The sequence below is a fragment of the Sphingobium sp. TomTYG72 genome (genome assembly GCF_055394715.1).
Window position 1 is genome coordinate 674,859 of sequence record NZ_AP027337.1, and the last position, 22,617, is coordinate 697,475.

At 60.1% G+C, this 22,617-nt stretch carries 16 protein-coding genes; 9 read left to right on the forward strand and 7 right to left on the reverse strand.

Annotated features, from left to right (window positions below; genetic code table 11):
- Nucleotide 1 precedes the first annotated feature (1 nt).
- Together ACZ5U1_RS16480 and ACZ5U1_RS16485 are read left to right on the forward strand one after the other, a co-directional pair.
- Nucleotides 2-1,204: an alpha-hydroxy acid oxidase gene (locus ACZ5U1_RS16480; RefSeq protein WP_464780219.1), complete on the forward strand. Its 1,203-nt coding sequence runs from the start codon at nucleotides 2-4 to the stop codon at nucleotides 1,202-1,204.
- 5 nt (nucleotides 1,205-1,209) lie between these two features.
- Entirely contained in the window at nucleotides 1,210-2,094 is an 885-nt protein-coding gene (locus tag ACZ5U1_RS16485) for an amidohydrolase family protein (protein ID WP_464780826.1), read from the forward strand.
- Here ACZ5U1_RS16485 and ACZ5U1_RS16490 read toward each other — a convergent pair.
- Nucleotides 2,082-2,297, reverse strand: a complete 216-nt coding sequence (locus ACZ5U1_RS16490) for a hypothetical protein (RefSeq protein ID WP_464780220.1) — start codon at nucleotides 2,295-2,297, stop codon at nucleotides 2,082-2,084. The genes ACZ5U1_RS16485 and ACZ5U1_RS16490 overlap by 13 nt on opposite strands.
- A 251-nt stretch (nucleotides 2,298-2,548) precedes the next feature.
- On the opposite strand from ACZ5U1_RS16490, the gene ACZ5U1_RS16495 reads away from it, so the two are divergent.
- A complete protein-coding gene (locus ACZ5U1_RS16495; RefSeq protein WP_196227287.1) occupies nucleotides 2,549-2,920 on the forward strand; it encodes a DUF6481 family protein in 372 nt (123 codons plus the stop codon).
- Between the two features lie 708 nt (nucleotides 2,921-3,628).
- Here the strand turns inward: ACZ5U1_RS16495 and yaaA are convergent.
- Nucleotides 3,629-4,381 carry a peroxide stress protein YaaA gene (gene yaaA / locus ACZ5U1_RS16500; RefSeq protein ID WP_464780827.1) on the reverse strand — a complete coding sequence of 251 codons (753 nt, stop codon included), beginning with the start codon at nucleotides 4,379-4,381 and terminating at the stop codon, nucleotides 3,629-3,631.
- Between the two features lie 239 nt (nucleotides 4,382-4,620).
- Between yaaA and ACZ5U1_RS16505 the strand changes: the two genes are divergently transcribed.
- Complete coding sequence (locus ACZ5U1_RS16505) at nucleotides 4,621-5,082, forward strand: YaiI/YqxD family protein (RefSeq protein ID WP_464780221.1); 462 nt, start codon at nucleotides 4,621-4,623, stop codon at nucleotides 5,080-5,082.
- A gap of 197 nt (nucleotides 5,083-5,279) precedes the next feature.
- Here the strand turns inward: ACZ5U1_RS16505 and ACZ5U1_RS16510 are convergent, their stop codons facing one another.
- From ACZ5U1_RS16510 to ACZ5U1_RS16520, 3 genes are all read right to left on the reverse strand, one after another.
- Nucleotides 5,280-6,794: a GH39 family glycosyl hydrolase gene (locus ACZ5U1_RS16510; protein ID WP_464780222.1), complete on the reverse strand. Its 1,515-nt coding sequence runs from the start codon at nucleotides 6,792-6,794 to the stop codon at nucleotides 5,280-5,282.
- Between the two features lie 507 nt (nucleotides 6,795-7,301).
- Nucleotides 7,302-10,766, reverse strand: coding sequence for a glycosyl hydrolase (locus ACZ5U1_RS16515; protein WP_464780223.1), 3,465 nt, complete (start codon nucleotides 10,764-10,766; stop codon nucleotides 7,302-7,304).
- Nucleotides 10,767-10,782: 16 nt separating this feature from the next.
- Nucleotides 10,783-12,240, reverse strand: a complete 1,458-nt coding sequence (locus ACZ5U1_RS16520; protein ID WP_464780224.1) for an NAD-dependent epimerase/dehydratase family protein — start codon at nucleotides 12,238-12,240, stop codon at nucleotides 10,783-10,785.
- Nucleotides 12,241-12,367: 127 nt separating this feature from the next.
- Between ACZ5U1_RS16520 and ACZ5U1_RS16525 the strand changes: the two genes are divergently transcribed.
- Together ACZ5U1_RS16525 and ACZ5U1_RS16530 are read left to right on the forward strand one after the other, a co-directional pair.
- On the forward strand, nucleotides 12,368-14,089 hold the full coding sequence (locus ACZ5U1_RS16525; RefSeq protein ID WP_464780225.1) for an FAD-binding protein: 1,722 nt from the start codon (nucleotides 12,368-12,370) through the stop codon (nucleotides 14,087-14,089).
- A gap of 42 nt (nucleotides 14,090-14,131) precedes the next feature.
- Nucleotides 14,132-14,785: a TetR/AcrR family transcriptional regulator gene (locus ACZ5U1_RS16530; protein WP_464780226.1), complete on the forward strand. Its 654-nt coding sequence runs from the start codon at nucleotides 14,132-14,134 to the stop codon at nucleotides 14,783-14,785.
- Between the two features lie 54 nt (nucleotides 14,786-14,839).
- On the opposite strand, the gene ACZ5U1_RS16535 is transcribed toward ACZ5U1_RS16530, so the two are convergent.
- Nucleotides 14,840-15,487, reverse strand: coding sequence for a TetR/AcrR family transcriptional regulator (locus ACZ5U1_RS16535; RefSeq protein WP_464780227.1), 648 nt, complete (start codon nucleotides 15,485-15,487; stop codon nucleotides 14,840-14,842).
- A gap of 305 nt (nucleotides 15,488-15,792) precedes the next feature.
- On the opposite strand from ACZ5U1_RS16535, the gene ACZ5U1_RS16540 reads away from it, so the two are divergent.
- The 3 genes from ACZ5U1_RS16540 (at nucleotide 15,793) to ACZ5U1_RS16550 (ending at nucleotide 22,220) form a co-directional block, all read left to right on the forward strand.
- Nucleotides 15,793-18,144, forward strand: a complete 2,352-nt coding sequence (locus ACZ5U1_RS16540) for a TonB-dependent receptor (RefSeq protein ID WP_464780228.1) — start codon at nucleotides 15,793-15,795, stop codon at nucleotides 18,142-18,144.
- A gap of 245 nt (nucleotides 18,145-18,389) precedes the next feature.
- Entirely contained in the window at nucleotides 18,390-20,678 is a 2,289-nt protein-coding gene (locus ACZ5U1_RS16545; RefSeq protein ID WP_464780229.1) for a glycoside hydrolase family 3 N-terminal domain-containing protein, read from the forward strand.
- Between the two features lie 24 nt (nucleotides 20,679-20,702).
- Nucleotides 20,703-22,220, forward strand: a complete 1,518-nt coding sequence (locus ACZ5U1_RS16550; RefSeq protein ID WP_464780230.1) for a GH39 family glycosyl hydrolase — start codon at nucleotides 20,703-20,705, stop codon at nucleotides 22,218-22,220.
- Nucleotides 22,221-22,318: 98 nt separating this feature from the next.
- On the opposite strand, the gene ACZ5U1_RS16555 is transcribed toward ACZ5U1_RS16550, so the two are convergent.
- Nucleotides 22,319-22,600: a hypothetical protein gene (locus ACZ5U1_RS16555; RefSeq protein ID WP_464780231.1), complete on the reverse strand. Its 282-nt coding sequence runs from the start codon at nucleotides 22,598-22,600 to the stop codon at nucleotides 22,319-22,321.
- Between the last annotated feature and the right edge of the window lie 17 nt (nucleotides 22,601-22,617).

Here is a 22,617-nt window from a genome sequence, read left to right on the forward strand (position 1 = left end):
GTTGAATAGGCGGCAAGCCGAGCCATCGGCCCGGATGAAGCGAAAGGCAGCAGGCGTCCTTTCGCTTGGTGACTATGAAGCCCTTGCGTACGCGCATCTGCCACGCCCGTTGTTCGGCTATGTCGCGGGGGCATGTGAGGATAATCTGACCGTATCGGCCAATCGGGAAGCGATGCGCCGCGTCACTTTCGTCCCGCGCGCTTTGCGGGACATGGCGGGCCGCAGCCAGCACGCCTCCTTGTTCGATGAGAACTGGTCTTCCCCGTTCGGCATAGCGCCGATGGGGCTGTCCGCGCTGGTCGCCATGCGCGGCGACATCGCTCTCGCACGGGCTGCGCATGCCGAAAATGTGCCGATGCTGCTCAGCGCGACGTCGCTCATCCGGCTGGAGGAGGTGCGCGCCGTCTCGCCCTCTTGCTGGTTCCAGGCCTATCTTCCCGCTGACCGCGACTGGATCGATGGCGTAATCGACCGGGTTGCGGCTGCGGGATTTGGAACGCTTGTCATTTCCGTTGATGTGCCGGTGCTGGGCAATCGCGAGAATTTGATCCGCGAACGGTTCTCCACCCCGCTAAAGCCTTCTCTTCGGCTAGCGCTGGATGGCCTGCTGCATCCCCGCTGGCTGCTCAGCACATTTGCGCCGACGCTGCTCCGCCACGGCATGCCAGCGTTCGAAAATTCCAGCGCGACACGCGGTGCGCCTGTGATCGCTCGTAATGCCGAGCGCAGCTTCGGGCAGCGCGACCGGCTGACCTGGGACGGCATCAGATATATTCGTGACCGCTGGCGCGGCAATCTGGTCATCAAGGGCCTGCTTCACGCCGAAGATGCGAGGCTGGCCCGCAGCGTTGGCGCCGACGCGATCATCCTGTCGAATCATGGCGGGCGGCAACTTGATGGCGCCATCGGCACGCTCGACGCCTTGCCCGCTGCCGTCGCTGTCGCAGGTGACATGCCCGTCCTGATCGACAGCGGCTTCCGGCGCGGCAGCGATATATTGAAGGCGATCGCGCTAGGCGCGCGCATGGTGCTGATCGGCCGTCCCTTCCTCTATGCCGCGGCGGTTCATGGGGAAGCGGGGGTGCGTCACGCCATCGGGCTGCTCCGTGCGGAGATCGACCGGAACATGGCGATGCTCGGCACCAACTCGCTCGATGAGCTTGGGCCGGACTATCTCCACCGTACGGATGGAGCAGCCATATGACAGATATCAGCCAGCCGCGTCCTTGCCCCGGCCCGCCAGCTGAGCAGAGCCAGCCAACCCGCTTCGTGATGCCCGCAGGCGCGATCGACACGCATTGCCATGTCATCGGCGCACCGCCCGAATATCCGCTGGTGCCGGAGCGGTCCTACACCCCGCCACCCGCCAGCGCAGAGACGTATCTTGCGATGCTGGATGCCGTGGGTTTCGCCAAGGGCGTCCTAATTCAGGTCAGTGTGCATGGCACGGACAACCGCCTGCTCTTCGACACGCTGTCGGCGCATCGTGAGCGGCTGCGCGGCGTTGCCGTCATGCCTGCCGATCTACCCGGCCGAGCCTATGCCGAGGCGCATGAGGCGGGAGTGCGCGGCCTTCGCCTCAACGACTTCATCCGCGATGGTGGGGGGCTCTACGGCGGAGGAATAGGCTTCAAGGATCTGGAGCGGTTCGATGCGCTGGCCTGTGAGATGGGCTGGCATCTCCAGCTCCTGCTCGACGGCCGTGAGCTGGTGGAACTCGCCCCGCGCATCGCCCGTCTTCGCTGCCCCTGGATCATCGATCATATGGGGCACATCCCTTACACAGCGGGCATCGATCATCCGGGTTTCCAGATGCTGGTCCAACTCGTCGCCGACGGCGGATGGGTCAAGATTTCGGACGCATTCCGCATGTCGGAACAGCCGGACTATCGCGATTCCATCCCCTTCGCCCAGGCGCTGGTCGCCGCCGCCCCCGATCGCTGCGTCTGGGGATCGGACTGGCCCCACGTCGCGCAATGGCGGCCGATGCCCACGGTATCAGGACTGCTCGATCTGCTCGCCGAGTGGGTGCCGGACGAAACGGTGCGCGACCGCATCCTGGTGGACAATCCGGCACGTTTCTACAACTTCTGAAAGGTTGCGACAAAAGGCTCGGTGATCTTATCCGCCGTCAGCACGATCCGATATTCAGGGCCAAGGCCCCGCACCTTGATCCAACAGACAAATTTTCCGGTCTTGCGATTGTGAAGGATGTGCGGGCGTTCGGGGAAGACGCTGGCATTTTGTGCAATGGCAGAGGAAACATGGTTGGCGCAAATCATCAGCGCCAACTTCAATGTGAACGGACTTCCCCGCATCATGTCTCACCTCTCACGAAGACATGCTTAGCCGACCTTAAAAAGAACGGAAACGTTCGTTTTATCGCCGTTCGCGAGCCTGAAGCAATAGAAGGCGGTGGTCATGAAGCGCCAGCAATTTGGCGATGTTGAGATCGGGAAGGTTTTTTGCTAATGGCACCCGCTGCGACGCTTCATGCCGCATTTTTTAGCGCCCGGTGCGCGATTTATATCGAATTCAAGGATAAGCATTGCCTTCTTATAAAGCGCCCTCGTTCCAAGATCGTATCGCCGCAGCAGGATCTGCCAAACAGAAGGCCCTGGATGCGTTGAGAGCCAAGCCGCCCGTCGACGAGGCAATTATGGCGGAGCGACGCCGAGCGCGCGAAGCCAAGGATCAAGCAATTGCAATCGAGCGGGCTGCCAAGGCTGAGGCTGCTGCTTTAGCCAAGGCTCAAAAGGCGGAACGCAAAGCGGCGGAACTGGCGGCAGAAGCTGAAAAGCAAGCCGCTGCAGAGGCTGCGGCAGCACTCAAAGCGGCCAGGCTGACGCCCCCCAGCGCCGCTGAAATGAAGGCCGCGCGCGATGCGCGCTACGCTGCGCGCAAAGCTCGAAATAGATAAGTGATGCCCGCGCCGGTGCCAGCAGGCGCCCTGTATATATGGGCGAGCCGGACTCACATCGTCTCGAATGAGCTGCTCAGCACAGCCTATTAACGCTGTGCGTCCACCGGAATTTCGGAGAGAATATGGCCGATTTGTATCTGAAAGCATTGGAATCGGAGCGCCGAAGCCTATGGGCCGAATGCAGGCTGAAGGGCCTTGCGAAGGATACTCCGGAGCGCATTCGTATAGCGGAACTGGACGGACTGCTCGCAAAGCATAAAGCTAAGAAGAGTAGTGAATCTGCTCCGTCCGGCCCGGAAGCGAAAACTCGATGAACGGGTACGTCAAATTTGAGACCCCCGATGGTGACGTTCTTGTCATCAATGCAGACCGTGTTAGCTTCGTTCGGCGGTACAAAGGAACTGATCAAGCCAGCGCCATCAACTTTGAAAGGGGACACTACATCGTCGTTCGTGGCGGCCTCGAATCAGTAACGGACGCGCTCGCCAAAGCGTAGCTTGCTGAGTGCGACCCTTTGCGGTCGTTCAGCGTCAAGTTTTCGTTCGCGACTCCAGCACGACAGCTTTTCCGCCTTTGCCTCTTGAAACTGGCGCAAAGTCGCCGCGCACTGGCGGGGGATTTCCCTGCCTAGCGCAGACCGTTCATTCCCAACTTAACGGGATACTGGCCGTACCAACAACAACGGCAGGCTTCCGGCCGCACCGCTCATGATCGTGTGAAGCGCCAGCGATCGACCTCGCTCTCTTCCGGATCGAACCGGTATCCGTCGCTGTCAAAGCCGCGCATGGCCTCAACGTCGGTGATGTGATGTTCGCACATCCAGCGCGCCATCATGCCCCGCGCCTTCTTCGCGTTGAAGCTCACGAAGCGCGGACCATTGGGACCAGGATCGCGAAAATCTATGTTGATCACCCGCAAGCCTTCCAGCTTGCCTTCGACAGCCGCGAAATATTCCTGGCTTGCGAGATTGAGCACGGTGTCCGATCCCTCCTCGGCAACCTGCGCCCGCAGCACTGCGGCAATACGATCGCCCCACCAGTCTGTCAGCTTCTTGTGCCGGGGCGCCCAGCGGGTGCCCATTTCCAGACGATAGGGGCGGATCGCGTCGAGAGGCCGGAGCAGCCCATAAAGCCCCGATAGCATCCGCACATGATTTTGTGCAAAGGCGACGCCGGCTTCGTCCAGCGTATCGACCTCGAAACCGGTGTAAACGTCTCCGGCAAAAGCATACAGCGCTTGCCTCTCGGGAAGGTCAGCGAAATCGCGGAAACGGTCTGCATTGAGTTTTGCGAGGCGCGGCGAGATATGCATCAGCTCCGCCAGCCGCTTTTGCGACAGGTTCGCCGCCGACTTGGCGAGACCGCGCGCCTCCTCGGCAAAATGCGGTGTAGTGACGGCGAGTGGCGGCAAGGCGCGCTCAAAGTCGAGCGTCTTGGCGGGAGAAAGCAGGGCAATCATGCCTGGGGCGGTAGCTGCGGCAGCCCCGGTCGTCAAACCGTCGATCTTCAGACTTTAAGCGCGACCCCAACTTCAACGGGCGATACAAATTTCCCCGGAGCAGGCTTGCCCACGGTCACCCGATCAGCCGTGACGCGCAGATTTCCGAGCCACGCTGATCATCGCGCGAAACTGGCCATGTCAAACGCGCTTTGCAGAAGGCTCTTCAAGGTTCGAACGAAGCCCGTTACAGCGGGCGCATGCCTCAAATCCTAATCGATGCCGATGCTTGCCCCGTAAAGGACGAGATCTACAAGGTTGCGTGGCGGTATGATGTACCCGCCATCGTTGTTTCCAACAGCCCCATCCGGGTGCCGGTGCATCCACTCGTCTCGCGGGTAGTGGTGAGTGACGGATTTGATGCAGCGGATGACTGGATCGTGGAACATGTGGACGCAGGCTCCATCGTTATCACTGCCGACATATTGTTGGCCGACCGGTGCCTCAAGGCTGGAAGCGGGGCTGTGATCGCCCCGAATGGGAAGCCTTTTACCCCTGCATCCATTGGCAGTGCCGTCGCGACACGAGCCATCATGGCTGACCTGCGGGCGGGCATGGCCGGCGATGCCCTCGGGGGTCCAGCACCGTTCGGAAAGGCGGACCGATCGCGCTTTTTGTCCGTACTGGATGAGACGATAGTAAGGCTCCGACGAAAAATGTAGTGTGCAACCTTCAAAGATACCGGAAACGACAAAAACTTCGATAGGAAGCTCGTTGGAAACATCTATTTACCCTGCGCCTGTTCCCAGAATTACCCCTCCCACAGTGTCTTGATATTCAGGCGGCAAAGCAGAGCGAAATATTCGGCAAGTCTACTCATATGAAAATGAGAGATTGCGTCAACTTTGCCGCATATATCTTACACGGACTCGATCAACACTACGCCTTCAGCCGGAAGATCAACCGTCAACTGGCTGCGGCTGTCGAGGGTTCTTGTTTCGGACTCGGCGATCTCCGCAGCCTTGCGGATCGTCTCCAATTGGTTCCGGGTCGGATATTGCGGCGATCCGAGTGCCCGCCAAGCCGGGTAAGGAGATCCGCGCTGCTGGTCGACATAGCTCAATTGCACACGGTCCCCAAGATTAGCGCCCTTTATCGAGACTGTCAGTGTCTTACGCTCACCGATCACTTTCCGTTCCTTGCTTGCGCCCGGAATACCGGGGGCCTGCTGCACATCTGCAAGGTTCCAGACCAGCGCTGCAAAGTGCCCGTCTGCCTTGCGCGACGCCAATACCGGCCCCTCAGCAGCCAACCTGCGATGACCCAGCCGGTGCAGCAGCTTGTAGGTATTGAACTCCGGCTTTGCGACGCTGCCGCGCGCTAACATTCCCCAGCCATTCTGGCCTTCCTTAAAGACCCAGTTGGCGACCATATTCTCCTCATATTCACTGCTGATCTGCCACTGACACATGGCATGACAATGAGGCAGGCTGTTCGTGATGGCGTGCGCGATCATCGCCGGACTATCGGCGCTCCATTCATTCAGCCACAACTCCGCTCCTCTGTACCGGGTGGCGTCGATCTGACGGCGGGCCAGGGCTATGCCCGCCGGCACCACATCATACTGCTTATATTTATCGGCGGCACCGAAGATGGCGGCCTGATCATCGCCGGGATAGATATGGGTGGATACGAAATCCACGGGAGCGTTGTTCTTTTCGCAAAAGTTCAGGAACTGCGGGATCCATTGCACGGCGGATGTCGCCGGGCCACCGGTCCTTATCGCAGGATCAACTGCCTTCACCGCCTTCGCTCCCGCCGCGTAAAGCGCGAAATATTCTTCCTGCGTGCCAGTCCAGAACCAGGACTTGAGGTTAGGCTCGTTCCACACCTCGAAATACCATTGCCGCACCTCGTCTCTGCCGTAGCGCTGCACAAGATGACGGACGAACTTCTCGACGAGTTCCCCCCATTTTTCAAATGAGGTAGGCGGCGTCACATTGGCACGATAAAAGCCGAATTCCTTGGTTCCGCTCGCCAGTCCGCGCGGCATGAAGCTCAGTTCCACGAATGGCTGAATGCCTCTGTCCAGAAGTCCGTCGTAGACTGCGTTCACATTTTGAAAATTGCCACCCGCGCCAACGCCAAGTTCATCGTTGAATATGCCGTGGAAACGTATGCGCTCTAGCCCCGCTTCATTCTTGAAACGCTCCAGATCCTTGCGCCATGGTTCGCGCAAGGTAATCGCGGCGCGGTCTGAGCCCATGCAGCGGGACCAGATATGATCCAGCGCGCCAGTCTCCTTCCGCAGGTTTATCTCGACGATGTCTGTCCTCGCCTTTGCCTGCGCTGCAACCGGGGAGGCCACGGCAGCGAGAGTGAGCGCTCCCCCGGCCACTGCGAATTCGCGACGCGTCCACTCGCCACTACTCATTACCATCCCTCTCCGTATACGCTGCTATAAGGGGACACCTATCCAAGCGGGGAGAATAATGCAACTTATCCGTATACTTTTGGCACTGTTCGCGACTATGCTCGCGTTCCGCTTTGAAGTTGTAGAGGAAATCGGCTGGTGGAATTTTAGAACGGAACAGGGGTATGCGAGCCGGTTTCAGGATTGCAGCAGCAAGCCTGTCAGCGTTGGGGCTAAGCATGTCGATGTCCGCAGACGCTGCCGACGGCTCCCGCCTGGAGACTTATGCGAACCCGATCGATCTGCCTTACCGTTATCAGGCGCCGGTCAAATTTCCACAAATCCAATTGAAGCTGGGCGAAACGTATCGCGAAGCTGCGGATCGGATGCCGTCAACGAGAATGGCATCATGCGCGCGACGAGTACGCGCTGCTTCGACTGACCGGCCTCCGCGACCCGGCCGTTATAGCCGGGTTCGCGGGCAGGTGCATCGGCCGGGCGAGCATCTGGCCGCTGGTGCCAAACCGCTCAGTCGCCTTGCACTTCGCGCAAAAGGCGCACCGGCCCGATGAGGCCGGATGACGGTAGTGGCGTGTCGGCAGTGTAGGGCGTGCCGCCGAACGGCTTGCCGCCCGGGCCGATCGTGTCGAACACGCTGCGCGGCTGCTTGAAGCCAAGGCTGGCGGCGTCCTCATGGGTGAAGCTGATCCGTTCGGTCACCCCCGGTTGCCGGTCACCGACCACGCGGTTGACCCATAGGTTGCTGCTTTTCACCTCGATCTTGTTGGGGCCGGGCTTCAGCAGGCCGGTGACGTCCAGCTTGTACGGCGCGGTCCAGGCGATCCCGGCGGATCGACCGTTGACCAGCACCTCGGCGATCACTTCGACCCTGCCAAGGTCAAGCTGCAACCGGCCGCCATCCTCCAGCCACGCCTTGGGGACCCGTACGGTGCGGGTGTAGTTCGCCGTTCCCGAAAAATAGCGCACGCCCGCATCGGCGTCTGTGCTGAGGTCGCGAAGCCGGTCGAGCCGCAGCTTCGCAGGTGCCCCCTTGTCTGGCGGGAAAGCGACGGTCCAGTTGTCCGACAGATCGGCGAGCTGCTGCACGGCCGCTGCTGGCAGCTGCCGACTTGCCGCGCCCTCTCCCCAGAACAGCACGAAGACAGACCCGAACGGATCGAACGGAATATCGACGATGGTGCGCCCGCCATCAACCCGATAGCTCGCTGGCCGCGAAAGGCCGGTCACCGGATCCAGTATCTGGACATCCTTGCCCGTGACGCGGAAAGCCGCCTGCACCATTTGCGCCCGATCCTGACGATTGGACACGAAATAGAGGTCGGCATCAGGCAACCGTCGATGAAAGAAGCGAACGTCCGCATCGACGGGCGCTTGCACCAGTTCGAAGTCCGGGCGTATCTGTTCTGCGGCAATGGCGGCATCCAGCGCGGTTGTCGGATAGACTCTGCCCGCGCCGACCTTGCGCACCCCGCCATTTTCGGGCCACAGTTCGGCGATCACTGCGGCGACCTTCTTCTGATCGTCGCTCAGGCTGGGCGACCCGAGGGGCCGCTCTCCCACCAGCACCGCACCATCGCGCACCAAGTTGCGCAGCCGTTCCAGCGTGGGCAAGGTCAGCCACTTCGTTTGGCCGCTCATGTAAAGAAGCCGCCAGGACATGCCGTTGGACGTCGCCAATCGTCCGTCCTTGACGGTGAGACGGGTCTTGATCGCGTCCGCGTTGACATAGTCATATTGCAGACCGTTGGGGACGGCGGGGGGCGTCTCGCCGAACAGGCCAGTGATGGACGTGCCCTCGCCATAAAAGACCGCGACGTCGTTCACGGCCTGGCCCTGTTGCAGCAGGTGGGAGGCGCGGGCGAGGTAGGAGACCCACGGTCCCGCCTGCTCGGCCCAGGTGTCGTTGCGATTGAACCAATGACCGAACGGCCCGAGTACCAGGCCCGGCGCCTTGTCGAGCAGCGGCTGATGCACCGAACTATGCAGGATGAACCTGTTCACCCCCGCCAGCATCATCAGGTCGGCATCGGGCTTCAGCCGTCGCGGAAAGACAGACCAGGGCGAGCCGTGTACGGTCAGGGATTCCGCAGCGACGATATTCTGGCCCCAGATATGGGCGACCGAAGCCGACTCCCGAATGTCGGCAAAGGCCGACGGCTGGAAAACGCCCGGCTTTTCCTTGACCCACATCGCCGCCATCGGAACGTCGGCCGACGCCTTCATCTCCATGCCATCGCCCATGGCGGCGGGTGGACCTTCATGGGATTCGCCGTAACGGATCATCCCCGCCTTGTGCAGCTCGGCAGTCAGCGTGTCATAATGTTCCGTCTTCAGCAGGTCCTGCAGGGTGCGACGGAAATCCCACAGGAACCGGTCGCTCACTTCGGAACTGTCGACCACATATCCGGCCAGCACGGGCAGGAACGGCGTCGCGTCATAGCCGCGCAGGCGCTTGAACTGGTCGAGGATCGCAGGGGTCCAGTTCGCTTCCCCGGCTTCCCAGCTGTCGAACACCATGTTGGTGACGCCGCCTTTGCCCAGCTTGCCGCCACTCGCCTCGCGATAGCGATCCAGATATTGCGTGATATAGCTGGTGACGTCCGCCTTGCTGAGCTTGTCCACCTCCAGCCCACGGCCCGACGCCTGTGCAGGCGCGTTGGTCTGACCGGTCAGTGAATAGCCCAGCCGCAAAACCGTCCAGTTCCCCTTGGGCGGGGTCCAGTCGAGCGACCCGTCAGGCCGCAGCCGTGTCGTAAGGTCAACCACATCTCCTGCTCGCACGGCGCCGGCGGCGGACGGAGTAGCCAAGGCGTAATAGTCGCGGGAGAGGACGAAGCCCGCCTTGCTTTCCCAGGCATTGACCATTGGCGCGCCGTGCAGCACCAATTCGGAAACCAGCAGCTTGCCTGCCGTGGATGTCCCAAGATTGAGGCCGCTGGACTTGCCTGCGGGTTCCTTGCCCGCTGGCACGATGACCCTGAACCAGCGCGCCGTAGCCGCCGGAACTGCCGTAGTGCGTTGCGGTCCAGCGGTTTCCAGGGCGCCGACCTGCCGCCAGCTGCGGCCGTCGCTGCTCGCTTCCAGCCGAGCGTCAGGTCCAAGACCAGCGCCACCCCGGCCACCAAAATGAGCGTAGCTGCCCGTCGCGACGGTGACCGCCCGAACCGTAACGGGGCGGCCATAGTCGAACTGCAACCATGCTTCGCCGCCCGGAGAGACGGGGGCCAACTCGCTGGCAGACACAACGTCGCCGTCCGTCAGCTTTTCCGCTGTGAAGCTGCCACCACTTGCGCTGATAACAGGCGTTGGCAGGATGGCGCTTCGTGGCGTGCGGAAGGCGATTACCCTGGCGTCGCGGTAAAAGCCTGAGCTGCCGCCAAAACCAGCGCGATTATTCTGGAACAGCCCAGCTGAAGAAGGCGGGCTTGCAAGCTTGCCGGTGAACGGCTGACCACCCGTCAGCTTTGTCTCGCTCCACACATATTTCTTCATGGCCTGTTCGGGCTTGACCCAGGGCGCGCCGGTCTCGCTCCAGCCCGGCGATCCCGCGACGCCGATGTCGAAGCCCTTGACCAGGCTCTGGTCCACGGCCTGCTTGAAAGCCTCCTTCCAGCCTTCGCTCATGTAGGGCAACGGGTTTTCCACCACGCGAGGCGCGCCAAGATCGACGTCGAACGCCTGGTATCCGCCCAGGCCGATCCGCTGCATCCAGTCGAGGTCAGCTGCGATCCCGGCGGCGCTGATCTGTCCGTTGTTCCAATGCCACCACACCCGGGGCTTGGCGGCGAGAGGCGGTGACCGGAACGCCTCCAGCAACTTGTCATCCTGCGCAGCCGCCGTGGGCGCGCCAATCGCCATCAACGGCGCGAACAGCGCGAGCAGCACTGGCGGAAGTGACTGGAGGACTCGTGCACGTGGCTTTGTCTGACAAATCATGCGCGTGAAATCGGCGCGTTGAAGCTGACCAGTCAAGCAAAATACCTCCCGATCAATTGGGACTTGGAGCGTATGGAATGGCGGACGGCCCAGGCCACACCTGAGCGAAGAAGGCGTTCGCCACCGCAATATCGTTATAGGATTCAATGTCTCTCTGGCAAATGGGGCACCAATGCCCCCCAGCCAGGTAAAGATTTGGTGACATATCGAAGCTGTGGCCGACGCTGCATTCAAAGTGCGCCGGGGAGTACGGGTCGCAAAGCTCGTGGGCATGGCACTTGCCACCACGATAGGCCGCTGCCGACCTCAGATCTTCGATGGACCATTCATTCTTCGGCTTGCTGTCATCATAGCCATGGTTGAGCGGTGCGGGATCGCGTGAGGGCTGTGCGAATAGGAAGTCATCCCAGCTCGCGGGGATTTGCTCCCATTCTTCGCGAGAGCCGAAATAGGCATTGATATGTTCGACGTCGTTGGTACGCAGCCACTGGACCGGACCGCCAGCGCCTTCCGCCGTCTTCTGAATCTGCTTGCGGGCGAGGCCGGGGAAGAGGCGCATGATGGTACGCACTATCCAGGGAATGCGGCGCGGAAGCTCCGCGAAGAAGTCTTCGATCGTGGTGTGGCGGTACGGTACGAGTTCGTGCAGCCGGTCGGAATCCAGATACCATTGGCCGTGGAAGTTTCGGGTGGCCAGCCATTTGGGGTCGAGCAGACGGCGAAAGTCCCTGACCCCCATCGCGGCCATCATCTTGACCATCAATTCATGGTTGACGAGCCGTGCGGACGCACCGCCGCCTATATTGTAGAAATGGCGCCAGAAATGCTCCGGAACATCGTCGCCGCACAACGCCGCCATCAGTCTGGCCGAATCCTCGACTGTTGACCACTCCATCACCCCGTTAGGCGGGTTGTGGAACATGATCGGACCTTGCGTCTTCCACATGTCATAATGTGCCATGCCCGTCTGCCGGATCGACACCCAATGCTTGAGGCCGGATTCCGCGACGATCGCTTCGCCCTGGGCCTTGGTGCCGGCATAATGGCCGTTGAATCCGGTGCAGATCGGGTCTCCGGCGCGCCCCCAGTGGATTGGCGGATTGCGGCTGCCGGTCTGTGCCACGGTGCCGATGTACACCAGGCGGATGTCATCGGCATTCGGCTGCGCCTTGATTGCCTCTACGACGTTGCGGGTGCCCCCGACATTCACTTTCTCAACGATCGCTGGCGGCAGTTCGTCGGCTAGCGGCGAGACGAGTGCGCCCATGTGCAACACGATGTCGGCGCCTGCGACCGCCTGATTGATCGAGGCGGCGTCCGTGAGATCGCCCCAGGCATAGTCGATGCCCTGACGGTTGCGCAGGCGGCGAATGACCGGGTGTTTTCTTTCCTCCGGACGGACCAGCACACGAAGCCTGATGTCTGACTGCTGCAACAGCGCGTCGACTACCGCGCGGCCCATATTGCCGGTCGCGCCGGTCACCAGCACCAGCTTCCCGTTTTTCGGCATGTTCTGTCCTTCGATCCGATGATCTTCGCATCGTTAAAGCTCGAAAACGCATTTGCCAATTGAAATGTACATTGATGTCCATTTAAGGGCTGCGGGACGATTCTTTTGCCCGGAAGGGAATGCCAGGATGAGCGATTTTCAAACCGAACCACGGCCGGGGGACCCCCACTGGCATAGCGAGGTCGAAGCTCCGCTTGTCGTCGATGATGCAGGCTCGATCGAATGGGATTTCGCTGCGGATGTCGTCATCGTCGGTTATGGCGGGGCGGGTGTGTCAGCAGCGCTGGAGGCAAGGGAGCAAGGTCTTACCGTACTCGCCATCGACCGCACCGACGGCGGCGGCGCGACCCGCATCAACGGCGGCATCTTTTACGGAGGCGGCGGCACTCCCGCGCAGCAGGAAGCGGGTGTGGAAGATTCGGCGGAAGATATGTTCCGCTATCTCCAGCTAGAAACCCAAGGGGTGGTTAGCGACGATACATTGCAACGCTTCTGCGACACGAGCGCGGAAACAGCACGCTGGCTCGCCAAGCACGGCGTGCGCTTTGAAGGGCGGCTCTACGCCAAGAAGACCAGCTACCCGCACACCGATTATGCGCTCTACCATTCGGACAACAGCCTCGCGCCCAATTATAAGGCCGTGGCGAGACCGGCGGCACGTGGGCATCGGGCGCTGGTCGATAAGCTCGATGCGCCGATGGGCTACGGGAAGGGTCTCTATGACCCGCTGCGTGCGTCGGCCGATCGATCGGGCGTGGAATGCCTCACCTCCGCCAAGGTGCGCCAACTCGTCGTTGATCGGTCCGGTCGTGTCGTCGGGGCCTGCGCAATTCAGATTCCAGCTCACACAAAGGAAGGACAGCGCCACGCCGCCTTGATGCGGCGCGCGACTGCACTGGTGCTGCGTCTTCCTCCGTCGATGCCTTTTGCCGGGCTGCTGGCGCGCCACGCCGCTGGCCTCTTCGCCAAGGCCAGGGATCTGGAACAAAGCATCGGTATCAAACGGCTGGTACGCGCTCGCAGGGGCGTGTGCCTGTCGGCGGGCGGCTTCATCTTCAATCGGGCGATGGTCGCCCATTATGCGCCCAAATATCTGAAAGGAATGCCGCTCGGCACGCCGGGCGACGATGGCAGCGGCATAAGGCTGGGGCAGAGTGCAGGGGGCTCTGTGTCGCGTTTGCACCATGCCAGCGCCTGGCGTTTCATCAATCCCCCCATGGCGTGGGCACAAGGCATGGTGGTGAACCGCAAGGGTCAGCGATATGTCAACGAGATGCTCTATGGCGCATCAATTGGCATGCCGATGGTTGAGGATCATCAGGGCGTGTGCTGGATTGTGCTGGACGACGAACAGTTCCGCAAGGCTAAGGCGCAGTGTCGCAGTAAGGCCATATTACCTTTCCAGGGCTATCCGGCGCTTGCTGCCATGTTGCTGGGGTCGAAAAAGGCCGCGAGCGTCAACGCTCTTGCTCGCAAGTGCGGCATCGACCCTGGGGGGCTGGAACAATCCATTGCAGACTATAACCGGCTGGCGGGCAGCGGTGATCGCGACCCGTTCGGCAAAGCGAACGAGGATATTGTGCCGGTTCGCAAAGGGCCTTTCCACGCGATCAACATGTCCATCGATGCAAAGCTCAGCTTCTTACCCGTGCTGACGCTGGGCGGGCTGAAGGTCGACGAGTCTAGCGGCGCGGTGCTCGACCAGCATGGCGCCGCGATTGCTGGCTTATACGCTGCGGGACGAACTGCCGTTGGGGTCTGCTCAAACATCTACGTTAGTGGCCTGTCCGTCGCAGACTGTGTTTTTTCCGGGCGGCGCGCGGCAAGGTCCATGGCTCAGGTCGCTTGACACCTATTGTCATGGACGCAGCCGTGCATCAAAGCCGATAGCATGGCCCATCCGAAGCCCAGTCCAGATAAGCTCGCGATCAAGCGCGGGCGTCCCACAGCCGAGGATGTCGCACGGATCGAACAAGCGATCCTCTCAACGGCACGGGGGATGTTTCTGGCCGAGGGGTTCGACGGCGTCGCCATGGAGGCTGTCGCCGCCGAGACCGGGGTTAGCCGCACTACCCTCTATAGCCGCTACGCGACTAAGGCGGCGCTATTTCGGGCTGTAGTCCAAAATACCGTTGAGCTCTGGTATGCGCGCCCCCGCCCAAACGACTTGCTCGATCATGCTGATATTCGCACCATCCTGCTATCTCGTGTCGCGGACATGGCAGCCGTCCTTGTAGATCCGCTATTCCGCGCCTTCCATTCGCTGACTTTGTCCAACCGGCATCGGTTCCCGGAATTGGGGATGATGATGCACGAGCTCGGCTATCAAAATGCCGTGCGGCTATTATCCCAGGACATACAAAATTCGGCTCAGCGGGACCGCGTTCAAGTTAAGCGCCCTGAATTGGTGGCCCAATTGATCATCAACGGAGTATATGGCTGGTTCGTGCAGCATGATCTGGTCCGGGAAGTAGCAGCGTCCGAGATCGAAGTTCAGGGCCAATCCGTCGTAGATATGCTGATGCAGTCGCGCGAAACCTGGTAGGAGTTTCCAGCAAGCGTGCTCTCATGTGAGCGCATGCAGCGGCCGACCTTCGGATCACCAGGCGGCTTGGCCTCCAAAGATTACCTCAACCGCATCTTTGGCGAATGCCTCTACTTCCCCTTTTTCAAGCTCGCGAATGACGTCTTGGGTGCGGCGCCACCCGATGATCATGCTGAGCAACTGTTGCGCAACGCGCTCCGGGTCCTGGACCGGCCTTGAGGTGCCTGCAGATCCCTTGCGGATTTCCGCCGCCAGGAACTCCAGTTCGTACCGATAGCCAAGATCGTGAAAGGCTTTGGCAAATTGAGGGAAACGCGAAGAGGTCGCTTGAATCAATCGGTCAAACGTTCGCACCTCTGTCCCGCCCAAGGCGTGGGCGAAGGTTTGCGCATGCCTGATCATCCTCAGTTTGAAATCGTCAGGCAGATTCACGTCATTCTCACCGGCAGCCCATTGCCTCACGCGATCTTCGATAACCCCATTCATGAGGGCCTCCTTCGTCGCGTATCGGGAGTAGAGCGTTCTCTTTGACACTCCTGCGCCCATCGCCACCGCAACCATTGAAGTTGCGTCGTAACCATGGGTAAGAAATAGCTTTGTCGCCGTTTCCAGAATAACGTTCTCTTTCAAGCCCGCTTCTTCCAAAGTGGGTCTTCCCATCTTGCCCTTTCGGTTCACCCTTTTCGACGCTTCCAAAATCAACGGTCCTCATCTTGGAAACGCAGGGTTGGGTCAACCACCGGCTATTATGGCGGCATACCCCTAATCCCGCTTTAGCGGCCCGGCAGAGGAAATTGCAATCAATCTGGGCGCTGACCGTAGAGACGAGGCGAGCAGCGAAAAAATGATCCCAATGTGTTTACTTCTTGACCGATTCAGTTCAAGTGAATGACGCTACTCTGCAAAGTGAGGATGTTTGAACTAGGCCAAATGGGTCGACGCACGGATGATTCGGCCCGCAATGATAGCGCTACCATTCGATCAAAGTTTAAAATGAGGGAGGAAGTATGAAAGGGATGTTACCAAAGAAAAAGCTGCTGTGGCTGATGACCGGCGCAGCTTATGGCGCTTTCTCGGGAGGGGCGGGGGCGCAAGAAAATGCGCAAAATGTGGCTAGCGGCGCAAACCTCTCCGACACGGAAATCGTAGTGACTGCTACCCGCCGGGCGCAGGCGCTGCAGGATGTTCCAATGAGCATCAATGTTGCGACTGGCGAGCAGATTGAGCGCCTCAAAATCTTTGACGTCAAGGATGTGCAGCAACTCGCGCCCGGCCTCGAACTGAGGAACGACAATGGCCGCAGCAATACTGCGACACTGCGCGGCGTCTCCTTCGATCCTGATCAAGGCACCGGCCCGTCAGTAGATCTCTATTTCAACGAAGTTCCCGTGGACGCACAGACCGCGTTCACAGCCATCTATGACATCGACCAGATCGAGGTGCTTCGTGGTCCGCAGGGCGGTCTGCGTGGTCGTACAGCCCCATCTGGCGCCATCACCATCCGCACCCGTCGGCCGAACCTTAATGCCATTGAGGGCTATGGGCAGGCTACGGTCACGGAGGACGCTGGTTTCAATGTGCAGGGCGGCGTTTCGCTGCCATTGGTGCAGGACAAGGTCGCGCTCCGTGCATCGATGCTGGTCGATGGCAATCGCGGCGCCCAGGTCCGGAACATCAATCGTGACGATTGGACGCGCAGCCGCACTATGAGCGGGCGCCTGTCATTGGCGTTGCAGCCCGCCGAAGGCTTCGACATCAATCTGATGTACCAATATCTGAACGCGGATAACCGCGTCTACCCGCAGGTTTTCGGTTCGGGTAATGCCGCGATCGGCAATCCGCCTATCGCGCTGGGCGATCGGCTGGCTGTCGCCGAGGGTCTCAGCCGCTTCGTTAACAATAGCCATTTGCTCACTCTCGACGCAAGTTACGATCTTGGACCGGTTACGGTGGCGCTTGTTGCTGGTCATCAGGAAACGAAGCTGACGCAGACCGGCGAGACTGACGGCGGAAACGCAATCCACAACTACACACCGACGCAGATTACGCGGACGCCCTATAATGTGGATACGGCTGAACTTCGGCTACTGTCGAATAATGACGGCTTCTTCAACTGGACGATCGGCGCCTATTACACCAAGCAGACCGGCAATGTGACCGTCAGCAATCCACTTGACTACATCGTTGGTGTTCCCGGTGTGCCGTTCCCCGTCTTCATTCAGCCTGTTCAGGGCTTCATCCAAATACCTGTCAGCGGTGAAACCATGGCGGTGGCGGGCAGCGTCCGTCTGAAGCCGACCGACAATCTGACGATCGAGGCGGCGGGCCGTTATACCCGCCTCAAGAGCAAGCAATTCGCCACGATCACTATCCCGGGGGCCGGAACCTTCCCCATTGTCGATTTCGACTCAAAAGCGCATCCTTTCACCGGATCGGCCACGATCACTTATGAGTTCAGCCCTGATCTCACCGTGTATGGCGCTTATGGTCGGTCTTATCGCGGCGCGACGGCGGGCGTTGGCACTCCGCAAAATGTCAGCACCGACCTTGTGATCAGCAAGCCTGAACGATCTGACTCCTTCGAAGTCGGCTTCAAGTCCGCTTTCCTCGACCGGCGGCTTTCGCTCGACGTGTCGGCTTTCTACCAGAAGTTCGACAATTTCATTTCCCGCTTCACCGGGATCGCCACGGATCAGGGGACCCAAGTCTTCCCTGGCTTCTTCGCAGGGCCACCAAACGGCTCGGTCGATACAAATGCCGACTATAACTACAATGGCAAGGCCAAGGTGAAGGGCATTGAAGCCACCCTGGCGGGCAGGCCGACGGACAATTGGGACTTCTCGGTCAGCGCGTCCTACGTCAAGGCGCGTTTTCAGAATGCTCTTCTGCCGTGCAACATAGTCGATCCCGCAACGGGCCGGAATATTGTTGTCCCCAATGCGGCGTTCGGCGGTCTGAACAATGTCAGCTTCTGCGAGCGTAATTCGCGCCTGGCAGATGTCCCGGACTTCAGCCTTACCGCTAACAGCGAAATCCGCTTCGGTTCCGGCCCGATACAGCCATTCATCCGTGGTTTGATCAGCTATCGTCCGAGCGTATTTTCCGAGCGGCAACAGTTCCGTTATCCGCATCGGGAATTGATCAACTTGTTTGTCGGTTTGCGCGGCGAAGAGAATAAGTGGGAAGTTTCGGCCTTTGTCCGTAACTTGCTGAACCAGAACAAGCTGACAAACGTTTCAATCACCAACGCGATCACAACGGCCAGCAACGATTCGTCGATCACCTATGACTCGGGTTATCGCACCGCTGTCCTTACCAATCCACGCGAATTCGGCCTGTCGGGGTCGATCCGGTTCTGATTGACTAGGCCCGCCAGCCTTATTCCGGCTGGCGGGCCAACTTGCACAGTTGAAATAAACGCAACTGACCTGTTTACTTAATGCCTGGCGGTATTGTAAAAGACTGATAGGATTTTGGCTCGCCTGAGATGGCGAGAGCATTAACATCATTCATGGAGGATTTTGTGGCGGAGCGGCTGGCAGTTACTCGGCGCATGTTTATCGCGACCACCGCTTTGGCCATGCCTGCTGCAGCAATGGCGCAAATGGGAGGCAGGGCCGTCTACCGCGATCCAAAGGCGCCGGTAGAGGATCGCGTCCGCGATCTGCTCAGCCGTATGACGCTGGAGGAAAAAGCCGCGCAGATGCGCTCGATGGCCTATACCAAGGCGTCTTTCCTGGAAGGCGATAATTTCTCGCCGGACAAGGCGATGAAGGTCTTCCAGGACGGCATCGGCCAAATCGGCAATCCAAGTGACACGAACGGCACCAAGCGCGCTCCGACCGACGCTTATCGCGCACCCGGTGAGACGATCGACTTGATCAACGCGATCCAGCGCCATCTCGTCGAACATACACGGCTCGGCATCCCTGCGCTCTTCCATGAGGAGACGGCGCACGGGCTGAAAGCGCGCGACGCGACCATCTTCCCTATTCCTCTCGGCCTCGGAAGTACTTGGGACCCAGGCCTTGTCCAACAGGCGTTCGAACTCGCGGGGCGCGAGGCGCGCATGCGTGGGGCAACGGTCGCGCTCAGTCCGGTGCTCGATCTCGCCCGCGACCCCCGCTTTGGTCGGGTTGAGGAGTTTTTCGGCGAAGATCCTTATCTTGTGAGCCAGATGGGCATCGCCTCAGTGCTAGGCCAGCAAGGGGCGCGGCCACTTGCCGCCGATAAAGTTTTCACCACGCTGAAGCATTTCATCCACGGCTCTCCGGAGGGCGGGCTCAACACCGCGCCCGCCGACATGAGCGAACGGACTTTGCGGGAGAATTTCCTGGTCCCCTTCGAACAGGTGATCAGGAAAGCCGACCCCGCTATCATCATGCCCTCCTATAATGAGATTGAGGGCGTTCCTTCCCACGCCAATTTTGAATTGCTCCAGCGCACAGGTCGCGAGCGGCTTAAGTTCCGTGGCGCCTATTTCAGCGACTATGGCGGCGTTACCAATCTCGTGACCCACCATAATATGGCTGCGAACGATGATGAGGCGGCAGTGCTCGCGCTTCATGCGGGCGTCGATGCCGAATTGCCGGAGGGCCAAGCCTATGCGCGGCTTCCCGAGCTGGTCCGCGCCGGCCGCATCCCCGAAGCCAGCCTGGACGCAGCGGTCAGCCGCATCCTTGCGCTCAAGTTCGAAGCTGGCCTGTTCGAAAATCCCTATGTGAACAAGGCCCGAGCGCTGCGACAAGTGAATGCCCCGGCCAGCAAGGCGCTCGCTCGCAAGGTCGCACAAAAGTCGCTGGTGCTTCTGAAGAATGATGGGCTGCTGCCCCTCGATCCCGCTACTTCGCGCAAGATCGCGGTGATTGGCCCCAATGCGGTCGAGCCGCTCTTCGGCGGCTATTCATCGGTCAATGCGCAGGCCGTTGGCATCCTGGCAGGCGTCCAGGCTGCGGCAGGCAAGAATATCACGGTTGAACATGCCGAAGGCGTGCAGATCGTCAAACCCGATAAGATGGCGCAGCATCTCCCCGGCAGGCCCGCGCGCTATGCCGATCCGGCGGAAAATGCCGCGCGCATCGCGCAGGCGGTTGAAGTGGCCAAGCGGTCCGACGTCATCCTCCTTGTCGTGGGCGACGTGCCGGAAATCACGCGCGAGGCAATCCATGCGGGCGCGCCTGGCGATCGCAACAGCCTCAATCTGTTCGGCGATCAGGACGCGCTGGTCGAAGCGATGATCGAGACCGGCAAGCCGATTATTGCGCTGCTCATCAACGGGCGGCCGCTCACCGTGACGCGGCTTGCGGAAAAAGCGAATGCGCTCGTCGAAGGTTGGTATCTCGGACAGGAAGGCGGCAACGCTTTTGCCGACATGCTGTTTGGCAAGGTCAATCCCGGCGGTAAGCTGCCGGTCACCTTTCCGCGATCGGTGGGCGATCTGCCGATGTTCTACAACCAGCATCCGTCGGCCAAGACCGGCAAGCGCTATGTCGAGGGCAAGCCCACGCCCTTGTTCCCGTTCGGCTATGGCCTGAGCTACACGACATTCGACATTTCCGCGCCCCGCCTCGCCAAATCGACCATTGCCGTAGGTGAAACCGCGATTGTCGAGGTCGATGTGACCAACACAGGCTCAAGAGCCGGTGACGAGGTGGTCCAGCTTTATGTCCGCGATGATGTAAGCTCGGTGCCGCGCCCGCTGCTGGAACTGCGCGGGTTTGAACGCGTCACCTTGAAGCCGGGCGAAAAGCGTAAGGTGCAGTTCCGGCTTGATCCGGACAGCCTAGCCTTTTGGAACATCGATATGGCCTATGTCGTCGAGCCAGGGACCTTCACAATTCATGCGGGTCCCAGTTCGGACAAGTTGAAATCAGTGAAGCTGACGGTCGCCTGACCGCGACGCGAGGGAGTCGGATTGATGTGGAACCGCCGGGAAATCATGGGCGCTGGCGCTGCTGCTTTCGCAGCTTCTTCCTTGACCCGGACAGCCTTTGCGCAGGCGGAACAGGAGCAGGTCGAAATCGACCTGCGTCAGGACATCGGCGCGCTTGATCATATCTGGTCGCGTTGCGCCGGCTCGGATCGCGCATCTGCGACCCTGCGGGAGGCGTGGCGGAATGATCTGGAGCGCTTTCGTAACGAAACAGGTCTGGAGCGGGTGCGCTTCCATGGCATCTTCAATGATGATCTGGGCGTCTGGCCAGGCGGCATGAATGGCAAGGACCCGAACTTCCAGAATGTCGATGCCGTATATGACGGCCTGCTGGAGCGCGGCGTCCAGCCCTTTGTCGAACTGAGTTTCATGCCCAAGAAGCTGGCGAGCGGGAATACAAAGCTCAACTTCACCTACAATGCCAATATCACGCCTCCCGCGTCGCCCGAAGCCTGGGGCCAGTTCATCGCCGGGTTCGTGCGCCATTTGATCGATCGCTATGGCGCGAACGAAGTGCGCCAATGGTATTTCGAAGTGTGGAACGAGCCTAATCTGACCTGGTTCTTCAGTGGGACCCAGGCTGACTATTTCGCCATGTACAAAGCAGCGGCGCAGGCGATCAAGGGGGTGGATCACAAGCTGCGGGTCGGCGGTCCTTCGACAGCCGCAGCGCAATGGATGCCGGAATTCCTTGGCTTCTGCGCACAGGAAAATCTGCCAGTCGATTTCGTATCGACGCACATCTACGCCGGCGACGACCAAAAGGAATTATTCGGCCAGGCCAATCGCTATCCACACAAGGATGTGATCCCCGCAGCCATGGCGCAGGTCCGCAACCAGATCGACGCCACCCGCTACAAGGGCGCGGAATTGTGGCTAAGCGAGTGGTCGTCCGACAGCCCGGCGATGATCGCCCATGTGATCAGCAATTGCCTGCCCTACTGCCACGCGATGTCGCAATGGTGCATCAGCAATGTGTTCGAGGAAATCAACTTCCCCAACTTCATCATAAAGGAAGGGGATGGCGGCTGGGGCATGCTGGCGCAGCGCAATATTCCGCGCCCTGCTTTCAACACCTACAAGCTGCTGCACCGGATGGGACAGCGCCGCCTCGCTGCAACTGGCCCAGCGCTCGCAAGCCGGACGAAGGAAGGCGCCGCAGCGCTGGTCTGGAACCTTGCGGAGGTGAAACAGCCTTCCGGAATTCCAGGCATGAGCAGCCAGCGCATCGTTAATGGCGAACGGAAACATATGCTGGTTGCGCTCAAAGGCGCGCGCCCAGGTGCTGCCGTTCGCGTCAGCTATGTCGATCAGGAACGCGGCTCGCCCTTGCCCAAATGGCGTGAACTGGGGTCGCCGCAATATCCCAAGAAAGATGAAATCGATCAAATCCGGCGGTCAGCGGAACTAGCGCCGCCCGAAACCCGGCGGCTGGACAAGCAGGGTATGCTCACGCTCGATTTGCCGCCGGAGGGTGTGGCGCTGATCGAGTTGAAGGCCTGATCGGCAATTGTGAGAAGGGAAGGGGCAGCCGGGTTTACCACCGGCCCCGGTCGGGGGTAGGCTGGCCAGGCATGCTGATCCCGGCCAGCCTTTCCGTCTTACTTCTTCAGCTTGGCCAGATCGGCATCGATCTCTGCCAGTACCTTATCGGTAATCTCGTCAGGCGAATATTGCTGAATGTCCTTCAGCGTCATGGCACGAGCCATATCAACCTGGTCATTGGTGGTCATGCCGGGAACATGCTTTTCCAGGATCGCCTTGGCCGCAGGGTCATCAAGCAGCGCGCCAATTTCAGTGGTGCTCGACGAATAGGCGGCCTGCGCGAACGCGGGCATCGGTGACATCGCCATCAGGGCCGCAGCGATAATCCATTTCTTCATCATACTCTCCGTTCGAT

Coding starts and splice junctions, on each gene's coding strand:
- yaaA (WP_464780827.1), bottom strand. CDS start 4,381: ATGATTGCCCTGCTTTCTCCCGCCAAGACGCTCGACTTTGAGCGCGCC.
- ACZ5U1_RS16505 (WP_464780221.1), top strand. CDS start 4,621: ATGCCTCAAATCCTAATCGATGCCGATGCTTGCCCCGTAAAGGACGAG.
- ACZ5U1_RS16510 (WP_464780222.1), bottom strand. CDS start 6,794: ATGAGTAGTGGCGAGTGGACGCGTCGCGAATTCGCAGTGGCCGGGGGA.
- ACZ5U1_RS16520 (WP_464780224.1), bottom strand. CDS start 12,240: ATGCCGAAAAACGGGAAGCTGGTGCTGGTGACCGGCGCGACCGGCAAT.
- ACZ5U1_RS16525 (WP_464780225.1), top strand. CDS start 12,368: ATGAGCGATTTTCAAACCGAACCACGGCCGGGGGACCCCCACTGGCAT.
- ACZ5U1_RS16530 (WP_464780226.1), top strand. CDS start 14,132: ATGGCCCATCCGAAGCCCAGTCCAGATAAGCTCGCGATCAAGCGCGGG.
- ACZ5U1_RS16540 (WP_464780228.1), top strand. CDS start 15,793: ATGAAAGGGATGTTACCAAAGAAAAAGCTGCTGTGGCTGATGACCGGC.
- ACZ5U1_RS16545 (WP_464780229.1), top strand. CDS start 18,390: ATGGGAGGCAGGGCCGTCTACCGCGATCCAAAGGCGCCGGTAGAGGAT.
- ACZ5U1_RS16550 (WP_464780230.1), top strand. CDS start 20,703: ATGTGGAACCGCCGGGAAATCATGGGCGCTGGCGCTGCTGCTTTCGCA.
- ACZ5U1_RS16555 (WP_464780231.1), bottom strand. CDS start 22,600: ATGAAGAAATGGATTATCGCTGCGGCCCTGATGGCGATGTCACCGATG.